This window comes from Stenotrophomonas sp. B2 (assembly GCF_014947095.1).
Lineage (GTDB): Bacteria > Pseudomonadota > Gammaproteobacteria > Xanthomonadales > Xanthomonadaceae > Stenotrophomonas > Stenotrophomonas maltophilia_P.
In genome coordinates this window covers 35,103-50,371 of the sequence record NZ_JADCQA010000007.1, presented here as the reverse complement: position 1 = coordinate 50,371, position 15,269 = coordinate 35,103, and the positions used below count along the sequence as shown (strand labels likewise).

The following is a 15,269-nucleotide window of genomic DNA, read 5'->3' as shown; positions in this document are numbered from 1 at the left end:
ATCTCAGGCTCCCTCGGCCAGTGCCAGCGGCAGGCCGGTCAGTTCACGCAGTTGTCCGATATCCATGCCTTCCACCATCTCCAGCACGGTCGCGCCATCAGCCCTCAGATCGAACACCGCCACATCGGTGTACACGCGCGACACGCAGCGCAGCCCGGTCAACGGGTAGCTGCACTCGGTCACCAGCTTGCTCTCGCCCTTCTTGGTGAACAGGTCCATCATCACGAACACCTGCTTGGCACCGATGGCCAGGTCCATCGCGCCGCCCACGGCCGGAATCGCATCGGGGGCCCCGGTGCTCCAGTTGGCGAGGTCGCCCTGCACCGAGACCTGGAAGGCACCCAGCACGCAGATATCGAGGTGGCCGCCACGCATCATCGCGAACGAATCGGCATGGTGGAAATAGCAGCCCCCGGTCAGCAGGGTGACCGGCTGCTTGCCGGCATTGATCAGATCCGGATCCTCCCGGCCAGGCGCCGGCGCCGGTCCCATGCCCAGCAGGCCATTCTCCGACTGCAGGAAGATCTCCTTGTCGGCCGGCAGGAAATTGGCCACCGTGGTCGGCAGGCCAATGCCCAGGTTGACGTAGGCACCTTCGGGAATGTCACGCGCCACGCGCGCGGCCATCTGTTCGCGGCTGAGCTTGTTCATGCCTGCACCCCCGCTGCGGCCACCGGCACCACGCGCTGCACGAAGATGCCCGGGGTCACCACGGCCTCCGGGTCCAGTTCACCCAGCGGCACCACCTCACGCACCTGCACGATGGCGCAGCGCGCGGCCATCGCCATCAGCGGGCCGAAGTTGCGTGCGGTCTTGCGGTACACCAGGTTGCCCCAACGGTCGCCGCGGTCGGCCTTGATCAGCGCGAAATCAGCGTGCAGCGGGTACTCAAGCACGAAGTGACGCCCGTCGATCTCACGCGTCTCCTTGCCCTGCGCCAGCTCGGTGCCGTAGCCGGTCGGGGTGAAGATCGCGCCCAGGCCGGAACCCGCCGCGTGGATGCGCGCGGCCAGATTGCCCTGCGGCACCAGCTCCAGTTCTATCTCACCGGCGCGGTAGGCGGCGTCGAAATGCTGCGAATCGGCCTGGCGCGGAAACGAGCAGACGATGCGACGCACGCGCTTGTGCCTGATCAGCGCGGCCAGGCCGGTATCGCCGTTGCCGGCGTTGTTGTTGATGATGCACAGCTCGCGCGCACCCTGTGCGATGAGCGCGTCGATCAGCTCGTCGGGCATGCCCGCCGTGCCAAAGCCCCCGATCATCACGGTGGCGCCATCATGGATATCGGCCACCGCTGCTTCCACGCTGGCCACGGTCTTGTCGATCACTGCATTGCTCCTTGCCCTGCGCGCCAGCGGTCATCACCGCCTCGCTTCAGAGCCACTGCGAAGGGAAAACACGGCCTCGACATGGTCGCCATGGCACTCCGTCCGGTCAATGCGATATTCGCACTCATGATTCGATAATCGCACATTGAGTCAACGACTCCCTCGCGGTTCAACGCTGGTTCCGGCCCACGCCCACGCGCAGACCCAGGCACGCCCAGGCCGCCAGCAGCAGCGGCAGCGCGCACAGCACATACAACGCGGAGGGCCGCCAGTGGCCATCCACCAGCACACCCACCGTGAGCGGCGAGAGGATCGCACCGACGCGGCCGATGCCGATGGCCCAGCCCAGACCGGTGGTCCGCACTTGCGCGGCGAACACCACCGGCGCCGCGGCATACAGGCCCGCCATCGCGGCGAACAGTGCTGCACCGATCACGAACGCCAACGGGAAGGCCATGCCCAGCTGCGTGTTGAAGGCGGCAAAGCCCAGCATCGACACCATCGCCAGCAGCAGCGCACCGGCGGTCAGCTTCGACAGCGACCAGCGCGAGGCCAGCCAGCCGAACAGGCTGCCGCCGACGATGCCGCCCAGATTCAACAGCACGCCTCCGGTGATGCCCTGCTGGGCGGAGACACCGGCAGAGACCAGCAGCTTCGGCGTCCAGCTCAGCACGAAGTAGAAGGCGAACATGTGCAGGAAGAAGGCCAACGCGATCAGCAGCGCGACGCGCCGCAGGTCACCCACGAACAGCGCCGCATAGCCCTGCCGCTGGCCATCACGCAGCGGCGCCGGCGGCAGCGCCTGCAGCTGCGGCATGCGCATGCGCGAGAGCAGTGCGTTCAGGCGCGGCAGCGCATCGGCCGGGCGACGCGCAACCAGGAAATCCAGCGATTCGGGCAGGCACCTGAGCACCAGCGGAATGCACACCAGCGACGCCGCGGCGCCGATCAGGAACACGCTGTGCCAGGACCAGTGTTCCAGCATCCACGCCGCCAGCAGACCGCCGGCGGTGGCGCCTATCGGATAGCCGGTGGCCTGCAGCGCGACCGCCGTACTGCGCCACTTGGCATTGGCGTACTCGGCGGTGATCACGCCCACGCCGGCCAGCATGCCGCCGATGCCGATGCCGGTGTACACGCGCAGCGCGCCCAGCTGCCAGGCGTTGGCAGCCAGCGCCGACAGCGCCATGCCGCTGGTCAGGATCAGCAGGCAGCACACGATCATCGGCCGCCGGCCCCAGCGATCGGCCAGCGGCGCCAGCAGGAACGAGCCCAGCGCCATGCCGACCAGGCCGGCGCTGAGCATCATCCCCAGCACCTTGCCCGACAGCTCCCAGTCCGCCGACACATGCGGCGCGGTAAAGGCCATGACCATCACATCGAAGCCATCGAGCATGTTCAACAGCACGCAGATGGCGATGGCGGTCCACTGGAAGGGACTCATCCGTTCCAGGACAAGCGAGGGTGCGGGGGCGGCGTGGCTCATGGGGCGGTTTCCTGCAACAGCGTGATGCGGTGGAACGTCCGGCGGGGAAGGTCTCAGTGACCGGCCTGGCTGGATGCGTGGATGACCTGCAGGACGTCCTGCAGGCGATCGACTTCGACCTGGCCCGGTGCCGACGGAGTGCCGATCATGCCGAAGGTGAGCGCCTGGCCGAAGGTTTCACCAGCCAGGCGCGAGACCACACCGGTGCCCCCCATCGACATGGTCAGCAGCGGCCTGTCGCTCTGCTGGCGCACCTGCCAGGTGGCATCGAGCAGGGCCAGCACGTCGCCTGCGTCGCGCGGCATCACCGCGATCTTCAGCACGTCCGCACCCAGCGCCTGCTGCCTGAGCAGGCGCGCGACGATCTCATCGCGGGGCGGCGTTGCGTGGAAGTCATGGTTGGACATCACCACCTTCACGCCGGCCTTGTGCGCCTGCGCCACCAGCGCCTGCACCACCTTCGGATCACGGAACATCTCCACGTCGATCAGCTGGGCCACGCCGCCGCGCAGCAGCGTGGCGTAGAGCGCGCCGTAGTCGGCATCGCTGATCGGCTTGGCGCCGCCCTCGGCCTTGGTGCGGAACGTCACGATGACCGGCTTGCCGCCCAGCGTGGCCTGGATGCGCTTGCCCAGCGCGACCAGCGCCTTGCCATCGGTGGCGATGTCCAGGTAGTCGATGCGCCACTCGGCGATGTCGGTGGCCTTGCTGGCAGCGATGGCCGCCGCCTGCTGCAGGGCCACGTCAGCGGTGGCGCCAGTGATCGGCACGATGGTGCGGGGATGGCCCTCGCCAATACGCAACTGGCCGACCTGCAGTACCGCCGGCGGCGGTGCGGCCAGGGCCAGCGCCGGGACGGCGCACAGTGCACCGGCCAGCACAACCGGAGCGAGCGGAAACTTCATGGCGGTCACCAGAGCATGGAAGGAGCGTATGGCCATCAGAAGGTCACCTTGGCCTGTACGCCCACGGCCCAGGCGTTGTCGGTACCGCTGTAGTTGAACGTGCCCGGGTTGACGATGTACTGCACATCCGGGCGGATCATCAGCCACGGGTTTACCTGGACGCTGTAGGACAGTTCGAACAGCTCCTCGGCCTGGCTGAGGTTGTACAGCGGCGAATCGCCAGGCACGCCACCGGCGGTCAGCGTGGCCCGGCGCGCATCGACCAGCCGGTTGTTGATGTCGGCGCCTACGTAGCCCAGCGCGATGCTGTCCTGGGCGCGCGAGCCAATGCCCTGGTAAACCCCGCCCAGCGCATACCAGCGTTTGATCTGCGCGGTGTCGGTGTCGGACACCATGTACTGCGCGAACGCAGTCAGGCCGCGGCTGGAATCGGCCGATTCCCGGGTCAGACGCTGCTCGGCGAGCACGTAGGCGCCGTGGCGCCCGGTCGTCGGCGAAGCATCCAGACCGCGCTTGTCCACGCGTGAGGTGTCGTAGTAACCGCCGAACTTGTAGACGCCCGCATAGCGGCTGCCCTTGGCCGGGGTCCAGGTCACTTCCACCGGGAACAGCGAACCGGTGGTACCGGAAGCGAGCGGACGGAACGCGTTGCGTTCGATGTTGCCACCCAGGTTCGGATTCACCTGGAACCAGCCGGTGCGAACGTTGACGGCCGGGCTGACCTGCTGGGCGAACTCACCGCCCCAGCGTGCCACGGGGTAGTTGTACCAGCCGCTGTTGCCCGACATCGCCAGCGGGTGCGCGCAGAACGCCGCATTGACGAAGTGGGTCAGCAGGCTGTGCAGGCCGAACTGGTTGCCCATCGCGTAATAGCCCAGCTTGTAGTACGACTGCCCCGCGTTGAAGGTCTGGTCGTAGCTCAGTTCGGTCAGCCGCGTGTACTGGCCGCCGTACGCTTCCTGGATGGGGAAGCGGTTGCCGACGAAGTCCACCGAGGTGCTGCGGCCGCGACGGTCGTTGAGGGTGAAGTGGAAGGCACCGCCGTTCCAGCCGGCCAGCGTGCCCATGTCCAGGTCCACGCCAACGCGCACCTGCTGCGCATAGCGCGCACCGGTTTCGCCGTAGCCTCCATCGACCACACCCATGGCTTCACCCACGTAGTCGCCGCGGAAGGCGATGCCACGCTCGAACAGATCGGTGCGGGTGCCGCCCCAGTCGCCAGTGAGGGTCCTGCCTTCGTAGCGGTTGCTCGACTGCGCGCTGGCGATGCAGGGCAGCAGCGCGGTGGCCAGGACGGCCAGGGAAACGGGTTTCGCAAGATTCATGATCGCGGTCTCGTGGAGATGATCAGCGCAGCGACAGCGGCGCGCTCAGGGGGGAGGTGGCGCCCTGCGCCGAGGTGACCGTGGCGGTCAGGCTGCCCGCAGCCGCAGCATCTGCCGCGGCGCCGAGCGGGAAGGTGAAACGGCCCTGCCCCTGCGCATCGGTGCGCGCCTGCACGCTGCCCAGCACCCACTCGGCCTCGCTGCTGCTGGCGGCGCGGTTACCGAACACTTCGACCTGGTAACGGCTGTCGGGCGTGCCCTGGAAACGACCGATCAACTGGCGCTGCGTACCCTCGCCCTGCACGCCAGTCAGCTGCGGCGCCGCCTGGCCCAGGTTCGGCAGCGGCTGGCAGTCGGTCTGGCCGGCAGCGGAGCAGATGCGCGCACGCTTGGACGGATCATTGTCGACACCACGACCACGTGAACCGACGAAGCTGGCGTGTTCCAGGCCCGGCACGCCGAACACGATGGCGCCGCGCGGTTGGCCCTTCACGCAGGCGCCGCCGGCCTCGCAGCGCTCGATCGGCAGGCCGTTGCCGAAGATGCGGTTGGCGGTGAAGCGGTTCGGCGCACTGACCGGCTGCGGGCGCACGCCGATGCCGATGCCATTGCCGGTGATGATGTTGCCATCGACCACGTTGCCGCTGCCGGTGATACTCAGGCCCAGCGAATTGCCGGTGAAGGTGTTGGCGGCGATGTAGTTGCGGTTGCCCCAGTTGATCTGCAGGCCATCGGAGTAATCGACGAAGCGGTTGTGTACCACGCTGTTGTCGTTGCCCCAGAGGATTTCGATGCCCTGCGACGGTTCCGGGTTGGCCCGGGTGGACTGGAACAGGTTGTCGGCCACCAGGTTCCAGGCCGCGCCACGGGTCAGCTCAAGTCCATCGCCGTTGTCGAGGAATTCATTGCGCACGATGCGGTTGTGCACGGTGGTGGTGGCAGTGGACTGCCCTGTGCCGTCGTCCCCGGTGAGCATGATGCCGGCGCCGCCCTTGTTGGCGACGATGCGGTTGTCGTGGATCTCGTTGTGGCTGGAGCGGTTGACCAGCACACCGATGCAGAAATTGCGGATCTCCAGACCGGCCAGTTCAACGCCTTGGGTATCCCGCAGGACCAGCCCCGGCAGCGTGGTGGTGCGCACGTTGGTGCCCGACTGGCCCGGTTCGGCGCCCGGACAGGCGTCGGTGCCGGTGCCGGTGACGTAGGCCGAACCGTCGATGGCGATGTACTGGCCATCGCGGCCCCAGGACGTGCCGATGATCTGCACCGGCCCCTTGATCTCCGGCAGCGGCGAGGTCGGCTTGATCACATGGGGCGCGGTACCCACCGCGTCGATCTCGATGCGATAGCGGCCCGGCGCGGTGTTGGCGGTGGTGATCGCCCAGCGCAGGGAGCCGGGACGGGTGTCGTCGGCGTAGCGGTCCACGCGCAGCACCTGCAGGGGCCCGCGCGGCGGTTCGGCCTGGTAGGCCAACGCCAGGGTCGGCAACTGGGCGAGCAGGAACAGAGAAACAATGGACAAGCGACGGCGCATGCGATCACTCCGCACAGGTGAAGGGAAATCCTGCGGTCTTCCCCTGCACCTGGCTTCAGCACCGGGTCGGGTGCTGCCCTCGCCCCGCCAGGGGTGGATCGCTTGGACTGCTTTGAATCTGCGGAAGTGAAATTAGGTTTATCGCACTGCACCATTCAAGTGCGGTAATCGACTACGCGTGCGAATATCGCACTGAATGGGTACGACCATCGTTGTAGGGAAGGCTGCACTGGCACTTGCCAGGCGAAGCGCACGGCTGCGCCGTAGCACCGGTCAGGAACTGCAGGACAGCATCGAGCAGCCGGCGCGGTCGTCGGCCCAGGCCGGGCGCCTGCTGGCGAAATGCTCACGTCCGGCGCGTTGGGTGTACGGATCGCGCAGCACGTCCTGCAAGGCGTGTACGCCGCCCATGTCCCCTTGTTCCGCACGGTCGATCGCTTCCTGCGCCAGCCAGTTGCGCAGCACGTACAGCGGATTGGCCGCGCCCATCTTCGCCAGGCGCTCGGCGGCCGGAAGAGGATCCGCCCGCAATCGCGCGGCGTAGTCCTGCAGCCACTGCCGCAGCGGCACCTGCACGGCCTCCTGCCGCTCCCGGTCGTAGTAGACCTCAGCCAGTGCCGCCGGATCGGGCGATGCCGGATCGATCCGCATCAAGGCGCGCCAGGACAGGGTCATGTCCATGCCACCGTCCTGCAGCAGCTGCTGCCAGCGCTGGTAGAGCTGCAGATCGGCATCATCGGCAGCTGCCAGGCCAAGCTTGGCCGCCGCATCGCGACGCGTGCAGGCGGCAAAGGTGGCCTGATAGGCAGCAAGGCCCGCCTGCAACGGCGCGACGTCGGCAAACAAGGGCGACAGCGCCTGCGTAAGCCGCCCCAGATTCCAGTACGCCACCTGCGGCTGCGTTCCGAAGCGGTAGCGACGGCCCTGTGCGTCAGTCGTGTTCGGGGTCCAGTCTGGATCGAAGTCCTCGACCCAGCCATAGGGGCCATAGTCGAGAGTGAGGCCGAGCACGGAAAGGTTGTCGGTGTTCATTACCCCATGCACGAAACCGACACGCATCCAGTGCGCGATCATCTCGGCGGTGCGCACCGCGATCTGCGCGAACCAGTCACCGTACAGCGCCTCACCCTGCCCCGCCAGTTCGGGGAAATCACGGGCGATGCAGGCATCCACCAGTTGCTGCAGCAGTGACGTCTCACCGCGCGAGGCCGGCAGTTCGAACGAACCGAAACGCAGGAACGAGGGCGACACACGGCATACGATCGCGCCGGGCTCGGCTCGCGGACGGCCGTCATAGAACATGTCGCGCACCACGTGCTCGCCGGTACCGACCAGCGACAGCGCACGCGTGGTCGGTACACCGAGGTGGTGCATGGCCTCACTGCACAGGAATTCACGGATCGACGAGCGCAGCACCGCGCGACCGTCGGCGCCACGGGAGTACGGGGTCGGGCCTGCACCCTTCAGCTGCAGTTCCCAGTGCCGGCCATCCGGCGCCACCAGCTCGCCCAGCGAGATCGCCCGCCCATCGCCAAGCTGGCCCGCCCAGTGACCGAACTGGTGCCCGCCGTAATTGGCGGCCCACGGCTGCATGCCCGGATACAACGCGTTGCCAGCGAATACCTGGGCAAACGTGCCGCTCGACACTTCAGCCACATCGATGCCGAGCAGCGCGGCGACCTCCGGCGACCAGGCCAGCAGGGTCGGCGCGGCGACAGGCGTCGGCATCACCGACGACCAGGCCGCCTCTCGGACTTCACGCCGGCGGGGCCCGGCTTCCGGGTCGCCCGGCAGGACGGTCAGCAGACGGTTGTCGAATCGCGGGAAGGGGCTGTCCATGGCCCTGACATGGGGATGGACGCCGCCGACCTCAATCGCCGCGCAGCGCCTGCAGCGATCCGCCGTGCGCTTCAGCGCGCTGGTAGGCCGGGCGTTCACCGATGCGCTGGAGAAACGCGCGCAGCGCCGGCTTGTCGTCCAGTCCGCCTCCGCGCGCCGCTGCGGCCTGGATCGGGAAGCTCATCTGGATATCGGCCGCGGTGAAACGCTCACCCGCGAACCACGGGCTCTCGGCCAGGCGGCGCTCCATCCAGTCCAGGTGCAGGCGGCGCTGCGGGCCGACGAAGATCTTCTCGGCCTTGTCGGCGATGCTGCGGGCGATCGGGCGCACGAAGAACGGCACCGGCGCGTTGCGGATGCGGCTCATCACCAGCGTCAGCAGCAGCGGCGGCATCGCCGAGCCTTCGGCGTAGTGCAGCCAGTAGCGATAGGCCATGCGCTCGGCACCTTCGGCCGGTATCGGCGACGGCGACACCTGCCGCTGCGTGTCGTAGCGGTCAGCCAGGTAATCAAGAATGGCGCCGGATTCGGCCAGCACCTGCTCGCCGTCCTGCAGCACCGGTGATTTCCCCAGCGGATGTACCTGGCGCAGTGCCGGCGGTGCCAGCAGCGTTCTGGGGTCGCGCGGGTAACGGCGCAGTTCGTAGTCCAGCCCCAGCTCCTCCAGCATCCACAGCACGCGCAGCGAACGGGAATTCTCGAGGTGATGGACGATGCGCATGAAAGGACTCCAGAGGGGTGCAAGCATCGTAACGCGCCTGCACGCATGCGCCTGTGGATTCGATCCGCGCCTGCTCCCGCCGACGCAAAAAAAAAACGCCGGAAGCTTGCGCTTCCGGCGTTCTGGCTACCCGAGGGCAGCAGACGGATTAGACCGCCTGCACCTGGTCAGCCTGCATACCCTTCTGGCCCTGGACGGCGATAAAGGTGACCTTCTGGCCTTCCTGCAGGGTCTTGAAGCCGGTGCCCTGGATGGCGCGGAAGTGCACGAACAGGTCCGGGCCGCTTTCCGGGGTGATGAAGCCGAAGCCCTTGGCGTCGTTGAACCACTTGACGGTGCCGGTCTGACGTTCAGACATATTTACTAACTCCTGAAACACATGTTGAAAAAAATCGCAGCCACCGGGTATCGGGGCCGAGACTGAGTTGCAGGCGTTGGTAAAGCGGATCGATGAGTGGATCGTGAGATCAACTGCACCAGGCCACGATTCACGGTGACCCTAGCAAACACAGTGGGTCGCACGATACGCGTGTTTTCCCCAAAAAGCGATAGCCCCGGCATTCATCGCCACCCCGCCCCCGCTAGGCGTGGCAAGGGCTGGCAGTCGGTCGGGCCCGGATCCGGGGACCCATTCAGGTTTTTCCTACCCTACACTGGGTAAATGACTGAAGCTGAAACCCCGGCTGAACTGCCCCGTCCCCGCATCTGGGTGGACGCAGACGCCTGCCCCGTTGTCATCCGCGACATCCTGTTCCGGGCCGCCGAGCGGGTCGGCCTGGAGTTGACCCTGGTCGCCAACCAGTGGATCCGCACCCCGCCCTCGCGCTGGATCCGCTCCCTCCAGGTGCCGCAGGGCCTGGACGTGGCTGACAGCGCCATCGTCGAACGGGTCGCCGCCGGCGATCTGGTTGTCACCCAGGACATTCCATTGGCCGCGCTGGTGCTCGAACGAGGCGCGCTGGCCCTGCATCCGCGCGGGGAGCTGTTCACCGCCGACACCATCGCCCAGCGCCTGTCGGTACGCAATTTCATGGAAGAGCTGCGCGGCGCCGGCGTCCAGACCGGGGGCCCGCCTCCCCTGCATGCGCGCGACCGCCAGGCGTTCGGCAGCGCGCTGGACCGCTGGTTGGCCCGCATCCGCGTGGCGCGATGAGGCGGGGCCCGGCTCACGCCACCACTGGGCCCAGCTCCAGGCCCAGCTGACGCTGGCTGCTGAACACCCGCCGTTCCCCATTCAGGGGATCGTCGAAGGACAACGCCCGCGCCAGCAGTTGCAGCGGCGCCTGCGCCCCGCTCGCGGCCGGACGCAGCTGCGGATACAGGTCGTCTCCGATGATGGGCGCGCCCAGCGCCGCCATGTGCACGCGCAGCTGGTGCTTGCGACCGGTTCTCGGCTGCAGGCGGTAGCGCCAGACCGGACCTGTCGCGTCGATCACCTCGATGCGGGTGCTCGCATTCGGCTCGCCCTCCATTTCACCCATGCGGAAGAACGGTTGTGCCGGGCCGATGCGACTGTGGCGCTCGACCGGGAAGTCCAGCGCCGGCAGCGCCGGGGCCAGCGCTTCGTAGGTCTTGTCGATACGGCGCTCGCGGAACAGGCGCTGGTAGGCATCGCGCGACTCCGGTCGCAGCGAGAACAGGACCAGCCCAGCGGTGAGCCGGTCCAGGCGGTGCAGCGGTGCCAGCTGCGCGTTGCCGGTCCGCGCCACCAGCCGCGCCAGCAGGGTTTCGCGGACATGGGCACCCGCCGGGGTCACCGGCAGGAAGTGCGGCTTGTCGACCACCAGCAGATGCTCGTCCTGGTAGAGGATCGTCTCGTTGAACGGAATGCGCGGCTCGTGGCTGACCTCGCGGAAATACAGGATTTCCAGCCCCACCTGCCACGGCTGGTCCGCCGCCAGCGCCCTGCCCTGCGCATCCTGTACCCGTCCGCGCGCGAACCGGTCCTGCCACTGGCTGCGGTCGATGCGCGGAAAGCGTGCGCACAGGCCGTCCAGCAGGGTCGGCCAATGGCCGGGTGGCAGCTGCAGCCGGCTGGGCAGGGTCATCGCGTCCGCTCCGGCGGCAACAGGAACCGCAAGCGTGCCACCGTTGACGCGCGGCAGACACCCCGGCCACGGACACCCCTGCAGCAAACCTCTATCATTGTCCTCTTTAGTCGACGGATCCCCCATGGCCCTCACCGCCACCATCCGCAAGGCCGAGTTGCAGATCAGCGACATGGATCGCGGCTACTACGCGACCCACAACCTGACCCTGGCCCAGCATCCGTCGGAAACCGACGAGCGCCTGATGGTGCGCCTGCTCACCTTCGCCCTCAACGCCGACGACCGCCTGGAATTCGGCCGGGGCCTGAGTACGGATGACGAGCCGGACCTGTGGCAGCACGACTACACCGGCGACATCCTGCAGTGGATCGACCTCGGCCACCCCGATGAATCCCGTATCCGCAAGGCCAGCAATCGCAGCCGCCAGGTGCAGGTGGTCAACTACGGCGGCAATGCGTCCGACATCTGGTGGGGCAAGCAGGGCAAGGGCCTGGCGCGCTTCGACAACCTGTCGGTGATCGACCTCGATGGCACCTTCGTCGAGCAGTGGGGCCAGCAGATCCAGCGTGCCATGCGCTTCAGCGTGCTGATCCAGGACGGCGAGGTGCAGATCCTCAACGACCAGATCCAGCTCGACATCATCCCCACCTGGCGCAAGCGCGCCAAGGCATGAGTACGACGCGCTGCGACGTCGTGGTGATCGGTGCCGGTGCCGCCGGCCTGATGACCGCGATCACCGCCGGCCGGCGCGGCCGCCAGGTGCAGGTGATCGATCACGCCAACAAGATCGGCAAGAAGATCCTGATGTCCGGCGGTGGCCGCTGCAACTTCACCAACACCGGCACCACCCCGGCCAACTTCCTGTCGGCCAATCCGCACTTCTGCAAATCGGCGCTGGCCCGCTATACGCCTTGGCACTTCATCGAGATGGTCGAGCGCCATGCCATCGCCTATCACGAGAAGGAGCTGGGGCAGCTGTTCTGCGACGTTTCGTCCAAGCAGATCGTGAAGATGCTGGTGGACGAGTGCCAGGCAGCGGGTGCGCACATCCGTACCCACTGCAGCGTCGAGCGCATCGAGCACGGGGCGGATGGCTTCCGTGTGCACACCACGCAGGGGATGTTCCACTGCGCCTCGCTGGTGGTCGCCACCGGTGGCCTGTCCATCCCCAGCCTGGGCGCAACCGGCTTCGGCTACGAGATTGCACGCCAGTTCGGGCATGCCGTGCTGCCGACCCGCGCCGGACTCGTGCCGCTGACCCTCAGTGGCAGGCACCAGGAGCGCCTGGCCGACCTGAGCGGTGTCGCCCTGCCGATCGAGGCGCGCTGCAACGGCATGCAGTTCCAGAATTCCATGTTGCTCACCCATCGTGGCGTCAGCGGCCCGGCGATCCTGCAGATCTCCTCCTTCTGGCAACCCGGCGATGCACTGGAACTGGATCTGCTGCCCGGCCAGGATGCCGGCCAGTGGCTGCGACGGATGAAACAGGAGCGGCCAGCCGCCGAACTGCGCACGGTGCTGGCCGAGGTCCTGCCCAAGCGCCTGGCCCAGCGCCTGTGCGAACACTGGCTGCCGGACCGCCCGGTACGGCAGCTGGATGAGCCCCAGCTGCGCCAGGCTGCGCAGCTGCTGGGTGCGTTCCCGCTGGTGGCCAGTGGCACCGAAGGCTACCGCACCGCCGAGGTCACGCTGGGCGGCGTGGACACCGCCGACGTTTCGTCCTCCACGATGGAATCCAAGCGCGTGCCGGGCCTGCATTTCGTCGGCGAAGTGCTGGACGTCACCGGCTGGCTTGGCGGCTACAACTTCCAGTGGGCCTGGGCCAGCGGCCACGCCGCCGGCAGCGTGGTGTGAACCGCATCGCCGTTCGGGGTGCGGGATGCCTGCACGCATGGACGGCTCGCCGTGCATCGTGTATCAAGATCCGCAGATTGGGGAGCAGTGCATGCAGAACGCGAACGACATCACCATCCGCCTGCTGATCGTCGACGACAGCGGCGAGAATGCGGAAGCCATCGTCAGCACGCTGCGCAACAGCGGCATCGCCGTGCGCCCCTGGCGCCCGCAGGATTCGGCCGAGCTGTCGCAGGTGCTGGCCAACCAGGCCATCGATCTGGTGCTGGCCTCGCCCTCGCAGGGCATCCCGCTGCCGCTGGTGGCCCAGCACATCGCGGCCAGTGGCAAGGACATTCCGCTGGTGCTGCTGGCCGAGCGCATCGACGAGGATGAGCTGGTCCAGGCCAGCAGCCATGGCATCCGCGCCCTTGCCCTCCGTCAACGGCCGGAGCATCTGCTGGCGGTGGTCCGCGACCAGTGGGTCGACCTGCAGGCGCGCCGCGGGCTGCGCCGCATCGAGGCACAGATGCGCGAGACCGAGCGCCGTTGCGACGCGCTGATTGCCTCCTCCCGCGAACCCATCGCCTATGTGCACGAAGGCATGCACATCCGCGCCAACGATGCCTATCTGGACATGTTCGGCTACGAGCATTTCGACGACATCGAGGGCATCTCGCTGCTGGACATGGTGGCCGCCCAACATGTTGATGACTTCAAGCAGCTGCTGAAGAGCCTCAGCCGCGGCGAAGCGCCACCACCGCAGTACCAGCTCGATGCACGCCACCAGGATGGCAGTGCGTTTCCGGCAACGATGGAATTCACCGCAGCCACCTATGAGGGCGAATCCTGCCTGCAGGTCGTGTTCCGCCGCCGGATCGAGTTCGACCCGGAACTGGCCCGAGAGGTCGAGGATCTTCGCCAGCGCGACCAGGTGACCGGCCTGCTGAACCGGCCGACCTTCATGCTGCAGGTCGAAAGTGCGGTCGCCCAGGCTGGCCGCAGCGAGGGCCAGTTCGGCCTGCTGCTGGTCGAGCCCGACCACTATGCGCGGCTGATGCCGGACATCGGGCTGGCCTCGGCCGATACCCTCATCGGCGCGCTGGCCTCCCTGCTGGCCGATGTCGTGGGGGAGGACGCGCAGCTGGCGCGCTTCGGCGAACACAGCTTCGCCGTGCTGCAGGCCGGCCCCTATGCGCAGACCGTGGCACTGGCCGAACGCATCCGTGAGGCATATGCCGCCCATGTGTTCAGCATCGGCGCGCGTTCGGCCACGGTCACCGTGAGCATCGGCGGTGTCCAGGTCGGCGAGAAGATCGCCAGTATCGGCCAGGTCCTGGCGCGTGCCAGCGAGTGCACGCAGGCGGCCGCCGAGCTGGGCAACACCTGTCGCATCTTCGATCCGGCCGCGGTCGATCGGGTCGAGGAAGAACGTGTGCAGCGATGGGTCGGCCGCATCCGCGAAGCCCTGGACGGCGACGGCTTCCAGCTGCATTACCAGCCGGTACTGAACCTGCAGGGCGAGCCACTGGAGCTGTACGAAGCCTATCTGCGACTGGAGCACAACGGTGAACTGCTCAGTCCCACCGCTTTCCTTGGCATCGCCGAGGAACACGGTCTGCTGGCCGAGATCAACCGCTGGGTGGTGTCCAAGGCCATCACGGTGCTGGGGCAGCGCGCGCGCGAAGGCAGCGCCACCCAGATGCTGGTGAAGGTCACCCCCGAATCGTTCGACGACCCGCAGATGATTGCCACCCTGCGTGGTGAACTGAAAGCGCACGGGGTTCCGGGCGAGCGCCTGTGGCTGCATGCGCCGGAAGCGAAGGTGTTCACCCACCTGCGCAGCGCCCAGCAGTTCCTGGCCGCCGTGGCCCCGCTGGGCTGCCGCATCGGCCTGGAACAGTTCGGGTCCGGCCTGGATTCGTTCCAGCTGCTGGCCCACTTCCAGCCGCAGTTCCTGAAGCTGGACCGTGGATTCACCAGCGACCTGGCGGCGACCCGCGAGAACATCGACCGCATCAGCCAGATCACGGCGCGCGCGCAGGAGGCCGGTATCCGCACCATCGCCGAGTTCGTCAGCGATGCCAACTCCATGACGCTGCTGTTCAGTGCAGGCGTGGACTACGTGCAGGGCGACTTCGTCGGACCGGCGCTGCCGACGATGAGTTTCGACTTCGGGTGATCCCGCATCGCCGGGCATGGCCCGGCGCTACCAAGGGGCGCCGGGGTAACGCCGGCACATGCACGACG

14 protein-coding genes are annotated in these 15,269 nt (G+C 67.4%); 4 read left to right on the top strand and 10 right to left on the bottom strand.

Annotated features, from left to right (window positions below):
• Positions 1-3 precede the first annotated feature (3 nt).
• The 9 genes from IMX13_RS09885 to IMX13_RS09845 form a co-directional block, all read right to left on the bottom strand.
• Positions 4-651 (bottom strand): 3-oxoacid CoA-transferase subunit B, encoded by a 648-nt coding sequence (locus IMX13_RS09885; RefSeq protein WP_193396264.1) that lies wholly within the window; start codon positions 649-651, stop codon positions 4-6.
• Positions 648-1,328 (bottom strand): 3-oxoacid CoA-transferase subunit A, encoded by a 681-nt coding sequence (locus IMX13_RS09880; RefSeq protein ID WP_053517770.1) that lies wholly within the window; start codon positions 1,326-1,328, stop codon positions 648-650. Before IMX13_RS09880 ends, IMX13_RS09885 begins: the two co-directional genes overlap by 4 nt.
• 169 nt (positions 1,329-1,497) lie before the next feature.
• A complete protein-coding gene (locus IMX13_RS09875) occupies positions 1,498-2,814 on the bottom strand; it encodes an MFS transporter (protein ID WP_193396263.1) in 1,317 nt (438 codons plus the stop codon).
• A gap of 53 nt (positions 2,815-2,867) precedes the next feature.
• The gene (aroD, locus tag IMX13_RS09870; RefSeq protein ID WP_065181394.1) at positions 2,868-3,719 is read right to left on the bottom strand and encodes a type I 3-dehydroquinate dehydratase; all 852 of its coding nucleotides are present in this window, start codon (positions 3,717-3,719) and stop codon (positions 2,868-2,870) included.
• A 35-nt stretch (positions 3,720-3,754) separates the two neighbouring features.
• Positions 3,755-5,044, bottom strand: a complete 1,290-nt coding sequence (locus IMX13_RS09865) for a carbohydrate porin (protein WP_193396261.1) — start codon at positions 5,042-5,044, stop codon at positions 3,755-3,757.
• Positions 5,045-5,066: 22 nt separating this feature from the next.
• Positions 5,067-6,578, bottom strand: coding sequence for a right-handed parallel beta-helix repeat-containing protein (locus IMX13_RS09860; RefSeq protein WP_193396260.1), 1,512 nt, complete (start codon positions 6,576-6,578; stop codon positions 5,067-5,069).
• A gap of 273 nt (positions 6,579-6,851) precedes the next feature.
• Entirely contained in the window at positions 6,852-8,417 is a 1,566-nt protein-coding gene (locus IMX13_RS09855) for a YdiU family protein (protein WP_193396259.1), read from the bottom strand.
• 31 nt (positions 8,418-8,448) lie between these two features.
• Entirely contained in the window at positions 8,449-9,138 is a 690-nt protein-coding gene (locus IMX13_RS09850; protein ID WP_193396258.1) for a glutathione S-transferase, read from the bottom strand.
• Positions 9,139-9,286: 148 nt separating this feature from the next.
• Positions 9,287-9,496 carry a cold-shock protein gene (locus IMX13_RS09845; RefSeq protein ID WP_005416210.1) on the bottom strand — a complete coding sequence of 70 codons (210 nt, stop codon included), beginning with the start codon at positions 9,494-9,496 and terminating at the stop codon, positions 9,287-9,289.
• Between the two features lie 303 nt (positions 9,497-9,799).
• Between IMX13_RS09845 and IMX13_RS09840 the strand changes: the two genes are divergently transcribed.
• Positions 9,800-10,291, top strand: a complete 492-nt coding sequence (locus IMX13_RS09840; RefSeq protein ID WP_053517778.1) for a YaiI/YqxD family protein — start codon at positions 9,800-9,802, stop codon at positions 10,289-10,291.
• Between the two features lie 13 nt (positions 10,292-10,304).
• Here the strand turns inward: IMX13_RS09840 and IMX13_RS09835 are convergent, their stop codons facing one another.
• Positions 10,305-11,186, bottom strand: coding sequence for a pseudouridine synthase (locus IMX13_RS09835; protein WP_193396257.1), 882 nt, complete (start codon positions 11,184-11,186; stop codon positions 10,305-10,307).
• Positions 11,187-11,310: 124 nt separating this feature from the next.
• Here IMX13_RS09835 and IMX13_RS09830 point away from each other — a divergent pair, with 124 nt between their 5' ends.
• From IMX13_RS09830 to IMX13_RS09820, 3 genes are all read left to right on the top strand, one after another.
• Positions 11,311-11,859 carry a YaeQ family protein gene (locus IMX13_RS09830; protein WP_053517781.1) on the top strand — a complete coding sequence of 183 codons (549 nt, stop codon included), beginning with the start codon at positions 11,311-11,313 and terminating at the stop codon, positions 11,857-11,859.
• Positions 11,856-13,040 (top strand): NAD(P)/FAD-dependent oxidoreductase, encoded by a 1,185-nt coding sequence (locus IMX13_RS09825; protein WP_065181314.1) that lies wholly within the window; start codon positions 11,856-11,858, stop codon positions 13,038-13,040. Before IMX13_RS09830 ends, IMX13_RS09825 begins: the two co-directional genes overlap by 4 nt.
• Positions 13,041-13,131: 91 nt before the next feature.
• Positions 13,132-15,201: an EAL domain-containing protein gene (locus IMX13_RS09820; RefSeq protein ID WP_128988965.1), complete on the top strand. Its 2,070-nt coding sequence runs from the start codon at positions 13,132-13,134 to the stop codon at positions 15,199-15,201.
• The last annotated feature ends 68 nt before the right edge of the window (positions 15,202-15,269 follow it).